At 42.2% G+C, this 18,831-nt stretch carries 11 protein-coding genes; 4 read left to right on the top strand and 7 right to left on the bottom strand.

The genetic code is table 11. The annotated features are described in order from the left end of the window. Positions 1-13 precede the first annotated feature (13 nt). On the top strand, positions 14-811 hold the full coding sequence (gene map, locus R2Q80_RS02705) for a type I methionyl aminopeptidase (RefSeq protein WP_047797538.1): 798 nt from the start codon (positions 14-16) through the stop codon (positions 809-811). Positions 812-916: 105 nt separating this feature from the next. Here the strand turns inward: map and R2Q80_RS02700 are convergent, their stop codons facing one another. From R2Q80_RS02700 to R2Q80_RS02675, 6 genes are all read right to left on the bottom strand, one after another. Next, the gene (locus tag R2Q80_RS02700; RefSeq protein ID WP_316798101.1) at positions 917-3,130 is read right to left on the bottom strand and encodes a GH92 family glycosyl hydrolase; all 2,214 of its coding nucleotides are present in this window, start codon (positions 3,128-3,130) and stop codon (positions 917-919) included. Between the two features lie 75 nt (positions 3,131-3,205). Continuing rightward, the gene (locus R2Q80_RS02695) at positions 3,206-5,419 is read right to left on the bottom strand and encodes an alpha-N-acetylglucosaminidase (protein ID WP_316798100.1); all 2,214 of its coding nucleotides are present in this window, start codon (positions 5,417-5,419) and stop codon (positions 3,206-3,208) included. Next, positions 5,416-6,630, bottom strand: coding sequence for a DUF5009 domain-containing protein (locus R2Q80_RS02690; protein ID WP_316798099.1), 1,215 nt, complete (start codon positions 6,628-6,630; stop codon positions 5,416-5,418). The genes R2Q80_RS02695 and R2Q80_RS02690 overlap by 4 nt, the downstream gene beginning before the upstream one ends. A gap of 128 nt (positions 6,631-6,758) precedes the next feature. After that, positions 6,759-8,429, bottom strand: a complete 1,671-nt coding sequence (locus tag R2Q80_RS02685) for a RagB/SusD family nutrient uptake outer membrane protein (RefSeq protein WP_316798098.1) — start codon at positions 8,427-8,429, stop codon at positions 6,759-6,761. Positions 8,430-8,447: 18 nt separating this feature from the next. After that, positions 8,448-11,486 (bottom strand): SusC/RagA family TonB-linked outer membrane protein, encoded by a 3,039-nt coding sequence (locus R2Q80_RS02680; RefSeq protein WP_316798097.1) that lies wholly within the window; start codon positions 11,484-11,486, stop codon positions 8,448-8,450. Positions 11,487-11,551: 65 nt separating this feature from the next. Next, the gene (locus tag R2Q80_RS02675; protein ID WP_316798096.1) at positions 11,552-12,439 is read right to left on the bottom strand and encodes an inositol oxygenase family protein; all 888 of its coding nucleotides are present in this window, start codon (positions 12,437-12,439) and stop codon (positions 11,552-11,554) included. Between the two features lie 335 nt (positions 12,440-12,774). On the opposite strand from R2Q80_RS02675, the gene R2Q80_RS02670 reads away from it, so the two are divergent. The 3 genes from R2Q80_RS02670 (at position 12,775) to R2Q80_RS02660 (ending at position 16,976) form a co-directional block, all read left to right on the top strand. Further along, a complete protein-coding gene (locus R2Q80_RS02670) occupies positions 12,775-13,782 on the top strand; it encodes a LacI family DNA-binding transcriptional regulator (protein ID WP_316798095.1) in 1,008 nt (335 codons plus the stop codon). Positions 13,783-13,897: 115 nt separating this feature from the next. Further along, positions 13,898-15,526, top strand: coding sequence for a sodium/sugar symporter (locus tag R2Q80_RS02665; RefSeq protein ID WP_316798094.1), 1,629 nt, complete (start codon positions 13,898-13,900; stop codon positions 15,524-15,526). A 46-nt stretch (positions 15,527-15,572) separates the two neighbouring features. Beyond that, the gene (locus R2Q80_RS02660) at positions 15,573-16,976 is read left to right on the top strand and encodes a glycoside hydrolase family 28 protein (RefSeq protein ID WP_316798093.1); all 1,404 of its coding nucleotides are present in this window, start codon (positions 15,573-15,575) and stop codon (positions 16,974-16,976) included. Positions 16,977-17,121: 145 nt separating this feature from the next. Here the strand turns inward: R2Q80_RS02660 and R2Q80_RS02655 are convergent, their stop codons facing one another. Continuing rightward, the gene (locus R2Q80_RS02655; protein WP_316798092.1) at positions 17,122-18,756 is read right to left on the bottom strand and encodes an ABC-F family ATP-binding cassette domain-containing protein; all 1,635 of its coding nucleotides are present in this window, start codon (positions 18,754-18,756) and stop codon (positions 17,122-17,124) included. Positions 18,757-18,831 lie beyond the last annotated feature (75 nt).

Raw genomic sequence — 18,831 nt, 5'->3', positions numbered from 1 at the left:
TAATTTTGCGCCAATGATTTTTTACAAAACTGACGAACAAGTAGAACTGATGCGAATCAGTGCACTTTTGGTGAGCGAAACGCTGGCCGAAATCGCGAAGATATTACGTCCCGGCCTGGCCACGATTGAAATAGACAAACTGGCGAATGAATTCATTTTGGATCATGGTGCCGTACCTTCATTTTATAATTATAGTGGATTTCCCCACCACATCATCACTTCTGTTAATGACGTAGTGGTTCACGGCTTTCCGGGTAAAGAAATTTTAAAAGATGGTGATATCATTTCTGTAGACGTTGGTGTGATTAAAAATGAATACCATGGCGACCATGCCTATACTTTTGTAATTGGCGATGCAAGCGAGGAAATTCTGGATTTAGTTAGAACAACTAAAGAGTCGCTATTTGTAGGAATAGCTGAAGCTGTTGTTGGTAAAAGACTAGGTGATATTGGTTTCGCCATTCAGAATCACAATGAGAAAAAGGGTTATGGTGTGGTGCGGGATTTTGTTGGCCACGGATTGGGAAAAAGTATGCACGAGGATCCTCAGGTGCCTAACTATGGAAAACGCGGATCGGGTTTAATGCTAAAGGAAAACCTTGTGCTAGCCATTGAGCCCATGATTAACCTTGGCAAGAAAGAGGTATACATTGAGAAAGACGGATGGACGGTGAGAACGAAAGACGGAAAGCCTTCTGTTCATTTTGAGCATGATGTATGCGTTAAAAAAGGTAAGGCATTGATCCTGTCAGACTATGCTCCTATTGAGGCCGCAGAAAAGAACAACAGCAATTTGAAGTTTATAGGATAACAGGCATTCGCTATACTCATTTCGAAATAAAAAAGGAAGTCCCGCTCAAATACGAGCAGGACTTTTTTCCTTATGGTCATCATAACAAAATCATCAGTAACGGGGTTACTTCATTTCTTTCAGATAGAACGTGAGCACCCCTCCCGCAGTAAGTTCTTTGTGCGAAATCTGATTACCCGCGAGGGTTTTCCCGTTCAAGGTTATCTTAGCGATATACATCGCATTTGAGCTGCTTTTGACGCGGTTAATTCTGAGTACTTTTCCGTTTGAAAAGCTCAGGCTGGCCTGTGTAAATGCGGGTGATGTCATCTGGTAGATACCGGAAACCGGATCTACAGGGTAGAAACCCAAAGCAGCAAATACATACCATGCCGACATTTGTCCTGCGTCATCATTTCCGCTTAAGCCACCCGGTCCATCACTATACTCTTCATCTAAAATCCGGGTTACTGCCTGCTGAGTTTTCCAGGGCGAGTTGGTAAAGTTGTAGAGGAATGGGATCTGATGCCCTGGTTCGTTTCCATGCCAGTATTCTTTTTTCTTAAAAATCGAATCAAGCTCATTTTCCAGCTGTTTTTGCCCACCCATTAATTTAATTAATCCGGGCATATCCTGTGGCACATAGAAGGTATACTGCCTTGGCGTACCTTCGGTGATATAGGGTTCACGATGATCAGCATAAAATGGCTGATACCATTTTCCACTGGCATACCTGCCGCTCACCATTCCCACTTCCTTATTGAAAACGTGCTGATAATTTCCAGACCTTTTCATCAGTGTGTTGTAGTCGTCAGTTTTACCTAAACCTTTAGCCACCGTTGCGAGCGCGTAATCATCATAGGCGTATTCAAGCGTTCTGCTTACCTGCTCTTTTTTATGAAAGGCGTTGGGAATACTGTCTTCCATTGGGATGTATCCATATTTCAGATAGCTGTTTATCCCCCTCCTCCCTTTGCCATCCAGATAACTCGCAGAATCGGGCATATCAAACGCATTTTGCCTCATCAAACGGTAGGCCTCATTTACATCATAATCCCTTATACCTTTATTGTAGGCGGAAGCCAGGAAAGCCGTACTGTGGTCGCCAATCATTGCAGCGGTATAGCTGTTCCAGCATGGAAAAATAGGCAACCAGCCACCTTGCTGACCTTTCAAAACAAGTGACTTGGCGAATGCATTTGCATATGAAGGATTTAGCAACTCCACTAAAGGCAGCTGCGCGCGGTAAATATCCCACATGGAGAAATCATCATAATAATCACCCTTATCGATTACCTTACGCTGGTAGTTGCCCGAAAAGGCAGGATAACCACCATCAACATCATTAAACAACCGGGGATGCTGTTTTGCATGATACAATGCGGTGTAGAAAATTCTCTTTCTCTTTTCATCCTGATCAGTAATATCGATCTGCGAGAGCGACTTCTCCCAAACTGCAGTTGTTTTGCTTAGCACCTGTTCAAAGCTATCCGTATTGATTTCCGATTTCAGGTTTAGCTTTGCGGACTCAACACTTGTAAAAGAGGTACCTGAGTATACCAGGATAGACTCTCCTTTTTGAAGTTTGAAGCCCACATAGGCGCCAATATCTTTCTGATTGCCGATGGATTGCTGATGAAGGATTTTTTCTTCTGTAAATACCCCGCTGTTGCTGAAGCCACGCTTAATCTGTGTAAAGAAGTATCCGCTAAACCCCGCAGGCTGTCCCCATCCCTGATAGATGCGATGTGCCGGATTGTAACCAGTAACCTCCCCTTTAGTTGCGTCAATACGAATTGCCCCTTTTTTCTGGTCGCTGTTTGGTGTAATGAGCAGGTAAACACTATCGGCTTGTAATGCAGTAATTTTCATTACGCTACTCCGCAGCGTAGCGGTAAGCTCAACCTGAAGATTGTAACGGGGCAAATTCACTTTATAATATGCCGGGGTAGCTACTTCTCCGCTATGGCTGTAATCATCTGCATAGGCAGATGGCAGGGTTTTAAGTTTACCCGAAATGGCCATTATAGTGAAACTACCATAATCCTGTGTACAGGAACCACTAATCCAGTGACTGCCCCTGAAGCCGTAGATTTTTTTATTGTTGTAATAGTAAGGCGCCAAACATTTTGTTTCAGAAAGCTGCGTTTGCGGCGTCCATTGTGTCATGCTAAATGGCGGTGCCACCGCAGGGATGGTATTGGCAAGGCGTTCGGTTTTATCTTCAATATGCTGACTTGCAGATGTTGTACTTGCTGAAGTGCCGGAGAATGGCTGTACGTATTTAATGAGTTGTTTTTGCGCGAAACTTTGATTGCACGCAAGCGCTATTAAAGCCATCAGTAAAAACCGGTTACTGCACTTAAAAAAATTATTCTGATAGGGTAACGTAAGCATCTTAATTATGATTTATCTTCATTTTGCATGGCTGGTGCCAGCTATTTCTCTGTATTTTCTGTGTAACTCAATGACGGTATTTATTGCATTTCCTTTAGGATTTAAAGGATAATCTTTTCGTGTATTTACCCACTTCCATTCCCAGGCGCTTATTTCATCTTTGAACTGATTCAGATCAGCTTCCTTCCCTTGTGCCATAGATTGTTCCAGTTTGCTAAAAAACTGCTCCCATCGTGGCTTGTAAAAATCAGAGAGTAAACCACTCCATTGTCTGCAGGCATATTCATTCAACGGACTTTTAGCATCGCCCCACAAAGTAATCAAATCTTTGGCATTCATTTCATATAAAGATCTTTCTTTGGCTGTAGTGCCCCAGGCCCGTGCCTGACTTACCCAGGGGCCAAGCATAAAATCTTTTCTGGTAGCCAGTAATCTGTCGAGGTCATCGATAAGCTGCAAAAATTTATGACTTTCAGTCTTGAAGGTTTGAAGATCTTTCTTCCGATATGCTTCAACAAATTTACGCTGAACCGGTAGCGCATAGTTGGCCAGAACCTGCCGGGTTACATCTACCAGGTCGTATTGAAAACCATCATTTGTTTTGCATGCCGCACTTGCTTTAATCAGTTCGTCCCATGCGGGTAATAAATCCTTTTCGTGATAATTAAGTGTTGTTTTTGCCCATCTTGAAAGGGAATCTAAAGTTGGCCTTGCCTGAATAATAGATTCGGCCCCATCTCTGATATATCGGTCTTCGGGCACTTTATATACCGTTTGCCTCAAAATCAGCCATGCTGTTATTGCATTTACATCAGGGGTTCCATAGCGGTTACGGACGAATTCGGGCAACCAGTTATCAAGGTTAATCGGTTTCGAGGTCCATACATTAGCCATCATAAGTTCATAGAGTACCGGGTTTTGTTCAATCCCTTCCATGCTTAGGCCAATGCCTTTCATTTTTCCGCTTTGCGGATGGCGGAGTGCGGCGGCGGGCTGCGTTGCTACGACATCCATGCGGCCGAACAAATTGGTATTTCCACCGAAATTATGGAGCATATTCCAGATCCAGGGCTTACCATAAAAGCCATTAGTTCGTTTCCAAACGGGTTCAATTTCGGTAGCCAGATCCAGCAGAATCATTTTATCATCGGGGACGGCACGTAGAAGGGCTTCTGTCTGCGCTTCTTTCCAGAACTTTCTATCGCTATAAAACAGCCAGCCCTGCATTACCCAAATGGCCCGGGGATCTGCAGCCGACATACCACCATATACTTTTGCAGACAGTTCACTTAAAAATCCAGGGTCGGATGATGGGGGCTCATTTTCATTAAAAGTATCTGCAGAATACAGGTGGTCGGTTCCCAGAAGTGCTGTTTGTTTCTGCAGGAATTTCTTTCCGATTGTTGCAAACATCGGGTCTCCGGCATCCAGGATATAGGTATCGGCAAAGCCGTTGGTCCAGTTTGTGGCTTTCAGCTTTGCATTTGGGAATTTTTGTTTAAAAGCAGCCGGAACGTGACCGGTAAATGCGGGCAGAACGGGTTTCATCCCCAATGAACGTGCCCGGGCCAATATTTTCTTTTGTAGTTCGAAATGACTTTTCATCCAGCTTAGGGGAAGCGGGCCACCCCAGCCATCGATATTACCCATCCAGAACCAGGAAAAATAAGCCGGCCCGGTAAAGAAGCCCTTTAATTCATCGTCAGAAAAACCCATTTCTTTATAAAGCAGATACCAGGTATATTCCTCACCAGTAATGGCCAGGGGCATATTAATGCCGTGTAATGCCATCCAGTCGATTTCCTTTTCCCATCGTGCCCAGTCCCACCAGCTCATGCTATAGTTGAAGGTACAATAATTCAGGTAATAGCGATAATCGTAAGGGGTTTGCTTTCTGATTTTCTTGGCAACCACAGGTAATTTTGGAGGCAGGTTCAAATTTGTCCCATTCCACGTAACCTGGCTATGGGTATAGTTAGTTAGGTAATGATAAAATGCGGAAGCCACTGCTACACCGCTGCTGCCCCTTAAAATAATTTTTCCGTTCTTACTTTCAATTTCAAAAACGTCTTTTCCGCTTTCCAAACCAATGCTTTGCGTAACAAAAAACTGGTGCTGCTTGGGAACAATGCGGCTGATCAATGCATTTGAGGCCTTCAGAAATGGCTGTGACCATGTTTTTGTTGCCAGCAGCGTAAATACGGTAAGTGATAGTAATAGTTTGTATTTCATATTTTTAAGAACCACTTTTTATCGTATAGAAATTTAAAGAGTAAGAGCTGTATGACCAGAACACCTGCCCACAAGGCCGCTGATTGCCATATTGACGGGATCATTTTGACCAGTCCGCCGAAAAGAAATGCTGATGAAGATTCGAAATTAAAAAAACCGTGGGCACAAACATAAATGAGTATTGAATTTGTTCCCATCCAGATAAAGGGTATGCTCCATTTCTGCCAGAACTGAACATCAATAATAAAGTAGAAGACAGCAAAAAGAACGATACTCCAGCCCCCTGCATATAACACAAAGGTGCTGCTCCACATCGTTTTATTGATTGGAAAAACAGGATTCAGAACCCAGCCTGCGAGAATAAACAGCAGGCCAGCGAGCAACATGATTCCGGTTTTTTTAAGGGAACTAATCCGTTGCATTTCTGTTTTGATGAATGTTCCTGTAAAAACACCTATCATTGCCGAACATATCGCCGGAACGGTACTTAATAAACCTTCGGGATCGTACACCAGGCGATGGAGCTTACCTGGTAGAAACAACCGGTCTACGTAAGCAGATAAATTGCCTTCCGCTGTAAACACACCCTTTCCAAAACCAGGAACCGGAACGAAGGCCATCAGTAAGTAGTAGCCTGCCAATATTAAAACAAACCACAAAACCTGCTTCGGGAGCTTACAGTTTAAATAAATAACTGCCGCGAAGAAAGTTGCCAGACCAATACGCCCAAGCACACTGGCGAAGCGAATGTTTTCGTAACCATTCCATTGCAATAATCCATTAACAATCATTCCCAGCACAATCAGTACCAGGGTTCTTTTGATTAATGGAAGGTAAACTGACATTTTATTTTTTACACCGTTACTGAGGTATTTATGATAGGAAAAAGGCATTGATACTCCTGAAATAAATATAAAAAGCGGAAAGATCAGGTCGTAAAAGGTAAAACCATTCCAGGGGGAATGGTGTAATTGATTACTTAGTCCGATAAACAATCGCTCGAAAAAAGAAAGATTGTCGTTGGTGGCAATGGTCCAGTCTAAGGGATTTCTCACCAGCCTATGCTGTTCTTTTATTCCATTTGCTATGCCATGAAAAATCCCCTCACCACTAACGATCCAGAACATATCGAAACCGCGCAGGGCATCCAAAGAAACTAGTCTTCTTGGCTTTTCATCCGATCCGACTTTTGCGGGTTGTTTGAAATTCATATTGTTTTTATCCTTTGGCAGGGTATTATTGTGCGATCAGCAAATTAAAAATCGCTTAATTGATGGTTAAAATTAACATTCCCCATGAAATGAAGGGGAATGTTAATTAATAAAAAGAATGCAATAAATTAGTAGCCTGGATTTTGAACCAGGGTATTGTTGGTGGCAATGGCTGTACTCGGTATAGGAAAAATGCGTCGGTAAGTGTCGGCATTGGTTTTAGACAAACCGTAAGTATTTTCAAATTTACCAAACCGGATCATGTCATTACGGTGCCAGCATTCCCATGCAAATTCTTTTGAGCGTTCGTTATATAATACATCGAGGGTTAGTGCGCCTAACACAGCAGATGTTGTTCTGTTGCTTCGAACGCTATTTACCAGACCTAAAGCAGTAGCGCCCAGGGTTGGTGTACCTCCCCTGAAAATGGCTTCAGCTTTCATCAATACAATATCTGAATACCTGAACAAAGGCATATCATTATTCTGATTACGGTTAGTGGTATTGGTATAATCAGCTATGAATTTAATGTTACGATAGCCAGTGTTCCAGGCAATTTCATCCTTACCTAAATCATAGGAAGATGCGCCTAAGCGCGAACTTGATAATGGAGTAAGATTTAACTGGTAAGTATAAGTTCCTGCCGGTGTACCGCCTGTGTAAAACTGATCATAGCCTAAGTTTGTGGTACTCACCATAATCGGATTTCCATCCTGCCAGTATTGCAAACCTGTAAGCCATTGTTTATTCCGCACATCATTGGCATCGTTAAAATTGGCATAAAATTCAGTCGTTGTCATTCGTGGTCCGCTGGGTTTGTTGTTTACCAAACCGCCACCGCTACTCTGGTTCATTACCGGGTTAGTGAATGAGCCTGGTGTTGATCCTGAATAAAGGTAACGGATACCCAGGTTCCGGTTTAAATCGTAACGGGCCATAAACATATTTCCTGTGGAGGTAGAGGCATCATAGGGTATGGCAAATATGAATTCCTTTTGCGAAGGACCATTCGTCGGATAAAACATTTGAAGGTAAGTAGACAAAGGTTCAATGCTGTACAAGCCTGAACTGATGACCTGATCGCAGGCCGCGATACAATCATCGTAACGTGGAGTACCGGTATATACCGCTGCATTCAGGTACATTTTAGCCAGGATGGAATAAGCCAGATATTTTGTTGGCAAGCCGTAGGTTGCGATACCTGAAGTTCCTTTTAAGTACGGAATAGCCGCTTTAAGTTCGCTTTCTACAAAATTGAAAACGGTTGCGCGTGGCGAATTGGTTTTTAACGTAGTTGATCCGTAAAGTGTATCCAGAGGTACATTACCATATAAATCCATCATCATGAAATAAGCCAGCGAACGCATGGTTTTTAATTCGGCAAGGTTGGTGTTTTTTGCATCACCTGCGGGAGCTGACTGCCTGATGATTGAAATGGTTTGGTTAGCGGTACCGATAATATTAGTGAGGTACGACCAGCCTGCGGCCACCCATGCATTGTCTTTAGTCCAGGTATGGCGGTGCAGTTCGAGGTATTTATTTCCATCAATCCAATCGGAAGCAAAAATAGGCAATACCGATTCATCGGTAGATGAACTTTGCAAAAAGAAGTAGGTTGTAGCATAATCACTTCTTAAATTGATGTATACCGCCCCTGATGCCGAGGTTAACTGAGCAGCTGTTTGTGGGTAAGTTTCGGGGGTAAGTTCTGAAGAAATGGGTACCTCAAGCTTTTGGCAGGAGGAGAATATCAATGCCCCGCTTAGTGCGCATAATATTCCAAATAATATCTTTTTCATGTTCTTAAAATTATTTTGTTAAAATGATGCGTTAAGGCCCAATAAGAAAGTGCGGGTTTTAGGATAAAAATTGTTGTAATCTATCCCCGGTGCAACGCCTCCCTGGTTAATTTCCGGATCAATTCCTTTATATCCGGTGATAGTAAACAAGTTGTTGGTGGAAACGTACAACCTTACATTGCTTACATTCTTAATCAGGTTTTTGAAATTATAACCCAGTGTAGCATTATCAAGCCTTACGTATGAACCACTTTCAATATACCTGTCAGAATAGAATGAATTCCGGGTGTCACTGACTTTATCATCAGCAGCGCTGTTGAGGATGTTATTTACTGCTGCACCTGCTGTGTAAGATAAATCGGCCCGTGTAGCGTTAAAGATTTTATTGCCAAAGGTCCCCCTTAAAAAGATGTTTAACTCCAGCTCTTTATATTTGAATGTATTGCTCCAGCCCATCAGCACTTTTGGCTGTGCGCTGCCAAGGTAAAAGTAGTCAGTTCCGATGGCGGGTGTGGTAGTTGTGGATCCGTCTCTTTTATAGAAAAGTGAATTGCCGGCGGCGTCTTTTCCTGCATATTTAAGGGAGAAAAACTGACCTAGCGGGTAGCCTACTTTAAGAATCTGCAAAGTGGCATTGGTTTGACCCGGCCCCTCAGGATCTGAGTAGCGTACAGAATCTCCGTTTGAATACGGCCCTTTTAAGCTGGTGATTTTGTTTTTGTTGTAAGCCATGTTAATGGTGGTAGACCAGCTAAAGTTTTTTGTAGCTACCGGTGAGCTGCTTAAGCTTACTTCGATACCTTTGTTGTTGATACTTCCGCCATTTGCCCAGATTGCGCCTCCAGGTACCAGAGAAGCCGATACACTATATTTGAATAACATATCTGTGGTATTTTTATCATAAACATCAACACTACCGGAAACCTTATTGTTGAAGAGACCGAAGTCGACACCTAAATTTTTGGTTGCTGTACGCTCCCATTTCAAATCGGGATTTGAACCCTGAATCGGGGCGTAAGCAGCAGCCTGTACCCCATTGTTGTAGTAAGTACCGCTTATACCATAAATTAACTGACCGGTGTATGCTCCGATGCCCGAAGAGTTACCCGTAATACCATAACTGGCACGGATTTTTAAATCGCTTACCACGGTTTGCCCTTTCATAAATTCTTCTTCACTCACTCTCCATGCTAAACCCACTGAAGGAAAATAACCCCACTGGTTGTTTTTACCAAATACTGAACTCCCGTCGCGTCTGATCGATCCTTGTAATAAATATTTGCTTTTATAATTATAGTTCACCCTGAAGAAGTCGGAAATCATCTTGATTCTTCCATAGGTAAGGTCGTTACCTAGATTAATACGGTAAGAGGAAATGGCATAAGGATTTCCAAGTGCCAGGTTGGCAAAGCCAATGTAATCTGTCGGGAAATTGGTACTTGAAGTCTGAAACCCGTCACCCACCACGTTATCCTGGTAAGTATAGCCTAATACTGCGTTGATGCTGTGGTCACCAATCTTCTTATCCCAGGTTAAAAAGGTTTCCAGTGTTTTTGTGGAGTTCTCATAATTGCTTCTCAATGCAGATCCGTTTGTTCCGAACAAGCTTCCGATGAGGGTGTGCGCTATGCCTATACCAGGATCAGGATTATTATAAAAGTTTGACGTTGGGTATTTACCAAAATAGCTGCTGTAGAATTCTCCGTGTGCGGCAGTGGTTTTCTGGTAAGATAAGTTTACGTTATACGTAAAACCAAATGGCAACTTTACTTCTGTATTAAATCCACCGAGTAGTACATTGTATTTGGTTTCATCCTGTGCATTATCTGAAATGGCGATGGGATTGAAATACCCTGTATTATTCAGGTTTTCAAAATAACTTCCATCAGCATTGTATATCGGTGAAACGGGTAAACGTTTAGCGGCCTGCAGCAAAACGATGTTTTGCAATGGCTCATTTATTGATTTGCTGCTCGAATTGGATAAGTTTAAGCTAAATTTCACCTTATCGTTAAAAGCATATTGATCGATATTCAAACGGCCGATGATCCTTTCGAGTGAACTTTTTGACAGGATCCCTTCTTTATCGAAATAATTTAAGCTGGCACTGTAGTTACTGTGCTCTGCCCCGCCGCTAAAGGAAAGGTTATGGTTTTGTGAATATGCGGTAGAACGCTCGATGGCTTTCATCCAGTTTGTATTCTGGCCTTTGTCATCGTTTGGAGAAAAGGAAACTTTATTGGCGGTAAGATAACTTCTGAGTTGATCGGCATCCATTAAATCAAGCTGGCTGCTCACTTTTTCCGCAGCGGCATAACCGCTGTAGCTGAGTTGTGGTTTACCGGATTTACCTCTTTTAGTAGTCACCATGATTACCCCACTAGCTGCGCGGTTACCATAAATTGCCGTTGCAGCAGCATCTTTCAACACATCGATTGAGGCGATATCGGCTGGTGCGATTGCAGCAATATCGGCTCCTGGAATTCCATCAATCACATAGAAGGGCGCTCCAGGACTGTTTACAGTGGATGCTCCACGCAAAATAACTGCTGCAGGCTTATTCGGATCGCCGCTGGCACTGATATTTACACCGGCAACTTTTCCCTGCAATAACTGACCCACATCAGAAATGGCACCTTTATTCAGTTCTTCGGGTTTTATAGTGGTAATGGCACTCGACAACGTTTTACGGGAGCTTTTTCCATAACCTACAACCACTACATCGGTAAGCGATGCAGTAGCTTCAGCAATGGTTACCTTATAGTTAGAAGAGGCGCCTATGCTGATTTCTTTTGTTTCAAAGCCCATGAAAGTGAAAACAAGTTTATCACCTGTTTTTGCCGCGATGCTAAAAGCACCTTTATCACCCGTAATTGTTGCTTTGCTGGTTCCTTTTACCGATACAGAGGCACCGATAATGGGGGCCCCGGAAGCCTCAACTAAGTTTCCGGTGATTTTCCGTTCAGTTTGCGCAAAGGCGATATTGAACGATTGGCTGATCAATAGAAAGAGCAAAATAATGCAGCCAGTATTTAAGCTTTTTAATTTTGATTTCATGATTCGTGTAGCATTTGGTTCATAATTGGTTAGTTTAATTTGGTTATAAGGATATTTGTTATTGATTAGAACTTTATGTTTACCGGCAGGTATTTGGCTACCAGCGCCTGATAATAGGGTTTTAATTCTTCCCAGCTTTTCTGATTGGGATTTTTCGAGTAAAGATCGTAAGGGTTAAACAACCTTACCCATTTAAACATTTCGTGGTCCTTCTCACTCATCAAATGATCGTAAGCATTCTCTCTGTGTTGGGCATAAAAGGAATGGTAACGCAGCATGTAAAGCCCCCCTTCCGGTATATAGGGTTTCATCATGTGATACACATATTCATCGTGGCCCCACGACATATGCACATGATCCAATCCGCAATTTTGCGTATATACCCCCAGCTTAGTCTGGTATTCTGGTTTATGATAATCGGGATTATTGGCAAAAAACTCTGAGTAAACAATTTTATCTGAATAGGCACATCCAACCGGGAAAGTATCACCAACTACAGCCCACTGTGGTTCACCATACAGGCAAAGCACTTTACCCATATCATGGATCAGCCCCACCAATACCATCCAATCCGGGTGACCGTCATTGCGGATGGCTTCGGATGTTTGAAGTAAATGTTGCATCTGGTCGAGGTCGGTGTCGGGATCTGAATCATCTACCAGCTGATTGAGAAAATCGAAAGCACTCCATATCGGCATCTCCTCTTTATCGAACTTCAGGTAATCTGCTTTTTTCTGCTGAACGAAGTCGTATGTCTGATAGGTATGATTGAGTCTGTAAAACTCCTTTACCCCATCTTTTTCGGTTTCCTCGTAATTCCGGAACTGTTCCTCTTTTTTATCGGTATTGATGGTTGTTGGATCGGGATAACGGACTAATAAATCCTCCTCCCACTGATCGAGATTTTTCAAAGGGTTTTCATTTTCCTTTGAAAGCAGGTTTTCGTTTCTCATAATACTAGAAATGATTTGGTTAAAAAATATTTCTTTGGTTAGCTAAAATTGAGAGTTTGAAAACGTAAAGCATTATATTTTGGCAACTATATTTACTTAAACGATTACGTAAATTTTAAAAAATAGATTACTGATTACTGAAAATCAATACATTATCTATTTGTTTAGAATGATTCAAGGTTGTAAACATCCTGCTCAATCACATGTTAAAAAGATGCTATTGTAACAATTATTTTATATTTTCGTAATAGCAGAGTCTATCATGAATAAGCCAATGTCTGGTGTTTTCAGGATATTGAAGCAGAATTAAAGACTAACAAACTAAGAATTATAAAATGTCGGGGGAAGTTAATATTAAAAGACTTGCGCAGGAGCTGAACATCTCTATTGCAACGGTTTCTAAGGCGCTAAATGATAGTTACGAAATCAGTTTAAAAACCAAAACCCGTGTATGGACACTGGCGAAAGCACTTAACTATACCCCAAATCCTGCAGCCAGCAATTTAAGGAGCAATAAAACCAAAACCATCGCTGTAATTATTCCATGTGTGGCCAATAACTTTTTTTCGCTCGCCATTAAAGGTATTGAAGAAATAGCCCGGCAATATGGCTACCATGTACTCATCTATCAAACGCATGAAGATACGGAAATGGAAAAATCATTTACCAACAGCTTGCTGAATGGAAGAGTAGATGGCATACTGACCTCCGTTTCGAGCAATGAATACAATGATGAGTATTACCGGGAGCTGGTAAAGAAAATACCTGTGGTGCTCTTCGACCGTGTATATGAAAGCCTGGATACCTTCAAGGTGACTACCGATGACTATCAAATATCGTTTGAAGCAACAACGCACCTGATTGAATGTGGTTGTAAGAAAATTGCTTACCTGTATGGGCTGGATCAATTGCCTGCCGGAAGGGCAAGGTTTATGGGATATACTGACGCACTGCATGCAAACGGACTTGAACCGAGAGAAGAACTTATTGTAAAATACCAACCCGAAGAGGAAGTAAACCTAAAGCAGATCAAACAGCTTTTTCAAGATCAGCAACCTGATGCACTTTTTTCTTCAATTGAAGAATTTATCATTCCTGCGTACTCGGCTTGCATTGATCTGAAACTAAATATCCCTGAAGATGTAAAAATTTTAAGCTTCTCCAATATGAGCTCGGCCCGGTTACTCCATCCTTCGCTAACCACCATCACGCAACCCGCATTTGAAATCGGGAATGAAGCTGCCAAATGTTTGTTTAAAATTTTAAACAAGAAAGGTATTGATGATGAGCGGGATGTAGTGCTAAAATCCGTGCTCATTAAACGGGCTTCTACAGGCTGTTAGACAGCCAGGCATTTAGCCACTACCCGAAAACGTTTACGTAATTAAATAAGCTGCTAATTCTTTTAACTATGGGATTTTTTCGGACTTTTAAAACAACCAAATATAATTCCTTTCTATGAACCATTTATCAGGGCTTGACTGTACTGTATTCTTTATTTATTTTATTATCGTTTCAGCTTACGGTTATTGGGTTTACCGCAGCAAAAAACAACAGAAAACCGATACTAAAGACTATTTTCTGGCAGAAGGTTCTTTAACCTGGTGGGCTATCGGTGCATCTATTATTGCTTCCAATATCTCTGCAGAACATTTTATCGGCATGTCGGGATCTGGTTTTGCTATGGGACTTGCAATTGCCAGTTATGAATGGATGGCTGCCGCAACGCTGATTATTGTTGCGGTTTACTTCCTCCCCATCTACATCAAGAATCACATATACACCATGCCGCAGTTTTTATCAAGGCGGTATAATAATACGGTAAGTACTTTAATGGCTGTATTCTGGTTATTGGTATATGTTTTTGTAAACCTCACCTCCATATTCTTTTTAGGTGCAGTGGCCATAGAAACCATTACCGGAATCCCTTTTAGTACCTGCATCATTTTTCTCGCTATATTTTCTGCAATCATAACCCTTGGAGGAATGAAGGTGATTGGCTATACGGATGTTATACAGGTGGTTGTACTGGTTATTGGCGGATTAATTACCTGCTACATGGCGCTTAAACTGGTGTCGGAGAAACTACACACCCAAACGGTACTGGATGCTCTCCCCCTGCTCCGGACTGAAGCTTCTGATCATTTTCATATGATTTTTAATAAAGGAGACAAGTTTTACCATGAGTTACCGGGTATTGCGGTATTGGTTGGGGGCCTGTGGATTAATAACCTGAATTACTGGGGATGTAACCAATACATTGTTCAACGTGCCCTTGGGGCAGATTTGAAAACCGGCCGGAACGGATTGATATTTGCAGCATTCTTAAAATTACTCATCCCGGTGATGGTGGTGATTCCGGGTATTGCTGCATTTGTACTTTATCAAAGGGGCTATTTTCAGGCTGAAATGCTGGATGCGGCTGGGGTTGTTAAGCCAGATCATGCCTATCCTGTGCTGATGAACCTGCTTCCAACGGGCATTAAAGGGATGGCTTTTGCAGCGCTTACCGCCGCCATTGTTGCCTCACTTGCCGGAAAATCAAATAGCATTGCGACTATCTTTACATTGGATATCTACAAAAAATACATTAGCCCCGACGCCTCAGAACGGAAGCTGGTGAATGTGGGCAGATGGGCCGTAGTTCTCGCCTCGCTGATTGCCATAGTGGTCGCTCCGGCTTTAAGGAGTTTTGATCAGGTATATCAGTTTATCCAGGAATATGTAGGATTTATTTCCCCCGGTGTTTTCGCTATTTTTCTGCTGGGTTTCTTCTGGAAAAGGACTACTTCGAGAGCTGCGCTTTCTGCAGCTTTGCTCACCATTCCACTATCCATACTACTCAAATTTTTGCCAACTTTAACCGGTAGCTGGGTTGAGCCCATCCCTTTTCTAAACCGAATGTCGTGGGTTTTCCTGATTATTATTGTACTTATGGTTTTGGTTACACTTGCCGATCCGAACAGTAAAGACAATAAGCAGGGACTGGAACTAGACAGAAGCATGTTTAAAGTTACGCCTGCATTTGCGGTAGCCTCGGTGATAATTTGTGGAATACTTGCAGCACTGTACACCGTATTCTGGTAAATTCATCCCCTTTATCATATCATATTTTATCATCAACACATTTAACATGAGATTAATTATTGCCATTGCCCTTCTGATCACGATTAGTTTACAGGCGGGCGCCCAATACAACATTATCCGGTACGGTGCCAAAGGCGATGGAAAAACAAACGATGCTAAAGCCATCCAAAAGGCAATAGATGCCTGCTCTGCTGCTGGCGGAGGACAGGTACTCGTACCGGCAGGTCATGTGTATCTGGCAGGTCCCTTTGACCTTAAATCTTTTGTAGAACTGAGGGTTGAAGGCGGCGCGAAAATCCTGGCAAGCCCTGATGAAAGTATTTACAAACAAAGTGCATTCAGAGACAATAAGGGTGAAGGTACTATCTGGATCGGCGGTAAAAACCTGGAACGGGTAAGCATCACCGGCGGTGGTATCATTGATGGGAACGGCATTTCATTTATGGGCGAAGAATTAAGTGATTCGTATGTACTTAAACCATTTAATATCATTGATCCACGACCACACCTGTTAACATTGGAGGGATGTAACAAGCTGAACATCGAAGGGGTAACTTTTCAAAACTCTGCCTACTGGACTGTTCACCTGATTGGCTGTAATGATGTATCCATCGCCAATATCACTTTACTAAACAGTATTAAAATCAGGAACAGTGATGGGATTGATCTTGACCATAGTAAAAATGTGAGGATCACCAATTGTTATATTGAATCGGGTGACGACTGCATTTGTCTGAAAAACCGCCGTGAATTTGAAGAATATGGTGCTTGTGAAAACATCGTAATCAGCAATTGTACCATGACTTCAAGTTCATGCGCCATCAAAATAGGTTCTGAAAATATGGACAGGATCAGCAAAGTGCTGATCAATAACTGTAATATTCGAAAAAGTAACCGCGGCATAGGTATTCAAAACCGGGATGAAGGAACAGTGAGCGACGTCATTTTCTCTAATCTGATTATTGAATCGAAGCTATTTTCGGATGTTTGGTGGGGTAAATCTGAGCCGATTTACATTACCGCTTACCCGAGGGCAACTGCCAATAATAAAGATGCGGGCTGGCGTTTACCAAAAGGACAAACGAAGGGTTTTGTAGGCGCGGTTAAAAATATATATTTCAGCAACATCCGTTGTACAGGAGAAGGAGGAGTTTACATCAGCGGAGAATCGCCTGAAAAAATCAGCAACATCGAGTTCGATCAGGTAAGTGTTTTCATGAATAAAAGCACAACAGAAACGGGTGGGATTTACGATCGAAGACCCAGTAATGTAGATGGGCTGGTTAAAAGCCCGATTGCAGGGTTCTATTTTGAGAACACCGGGAATATGAATGTATCTAACAGCCAGGTGATTTGGGGACCGAACAAACCAACCTATGCCGGCAAAGCCATTGAACAGAAAAATGTGAGCAAACTTAAAACTGCGAACTTTACGGAAAGCACTTATTAGGCTTACTTCCGGCTTTCATTGAGCAACTCTTAAAGTATTCAAAAACCTGTAGGAATGGGGGAAATGGATTTTTTAAGACTCAAAAACCTTCGGAAAAACCGAAGGTTTTTGAGTTATAGAGGGTGAATTCTTTGTAAATACGCTATTAATTTTGTTCGATTTCTTTGAGGCTATCCATTTTCTTATAAGCCAGAAATCCTTTGATGTCTTCGAAATGTTCGCGCACCCTTTTGTTTCCAAATTCAAACACCTTCTGTACCAGACCGTCGAGGAAGTCCCTGTCGTGCGATACCAGAATTAGGGTACCATCAAAATCTTTTAAGGCATCTTTGATGATATCTTTGGTTTTCATGTCCAGATGGTTGGTGGGCTCATCGAGGATCAAAACATTAACCGGTTCAAGCAATAATTTAATCATGGCTAAACGCGTTTTTTCTCCTCCTGAAAGCACTTTAACTTTTTTAGTGGTATCGTCACCACTAAACATGAAAGCACCAAGAAGGTCTTTGATTTTAATGGTATTGTCGCTTAACGGAATCTGATCAATCGTTTCGAATACGGTCAGGTTTTCATCCAGCAAAGCAGCCTGATTCTGGGCGAAGTAGCCGATTTTGGCATTATGCCCTACTTTTAAACTTCCTTCAAAATCAATTTCGTTCATAATGGCTTTAATCATGGTTGATTTACCTTCGCCGTTTTTACCTACAAAAGCAACCTTCTCCCCTCTCTCAATAACCATAGATGCTTTTTGAAATACGGTATGATCGCCATAAGTTTTGGTCAGCTCTTCTACCATTACCGGATACTGCCCGGAGCGCGGTGAAGGAGGAAACTTCAACCGCAACGCCGATGTATCCACTTCATCGATTTCAATAACCTCCAGTTTCTCGAGCATTTTTACGCGCGACTGTACCTGGAGGGTTTTGGAATAGGTACCCCTGAAACGATCGATAAACTCCTGGTTATCGGCAATGAACCGTTGCTGCTCTTCGTAAGCTTTGAGCTGGTGTATACGGCGTTCAGCCCGCAGCTGCAAATAATGGGTATACTTCGCTTTATAATCGTAAATCCGGCCCATGGTAACTTCGATAGTCCGGTTGGTAATGTTATCTACAAAAGCACGATCGTGCGAGATTACCATTACTGCTTTTGCTGAATTAACCAGAAAATCTTCCAGCCACTGAATACTTTCGATATCCATGTGGTTGGTAGGCTCATCCAGTAAAATTAAATCAGGCTTTTTCAGCAGGATTTTTGCCAGTTCGATACGCATGCGCCATCCACCTGAAAATTCTGATGTTTGTCGGGTAAAGTCTTTACGCTCGAAACCCAGGCCTTTCAACACTTTTTCTACTTCAGCATCGTAATTGGTTTCTTCAATGGAGTAAAATGTCTCACTCAGCTCTGACACCCGCTCAATGAGTTTCATGTAATCATCGCTTTCATAATCGGTACGCACGGTGAGCTGTTCATTCAATTCGTCGAGCTCTTTTTGCATTTGGTTAACCTCTTCAAAAGCCTTCATGGCTTCTTCGAAAACGGTAGCCTTATCGTGGGTAAGCAAATGTTGCGGCAAATAGGCTATCACTGCATCTTTAGGACCAGTTACATTTCCTGAAGTTGGTTTGGCTACATCTGCAATGATTTTGAGGATGGTAGATTTACCCGCGCCATTTTTGCCCATCAGGGCTATCTTATCGTTCTCGTTTATCGAAAAGGTTACATCGCTGAAGAGCGTAGTTCCGCCGAACGAAACGGAGATGTTGTTTACATTAATCACAGTATGAAAAAATTGAATTACAAGCAAAGATAATGGAAAGTATTGAGTACCGGGTATCAGTTACCCAGTATTAAA

Source organism: Pedobacter frigidisoli (genome assembly GCF_032678525.1).
In the GTDB taxonomy this organism is placed as follows: domain Bacteria; phylum Bacteroidota; class Bacteroidia; order Sphingobacteriales; family Sphingobacteriaceae; genus Pedobacter; species Pedobacter frigidisoli_A.
Note: the sequence above shows the minus strand (reverse complement) of the source record. Positions and strands in the feature narration are given on the sequence as shown.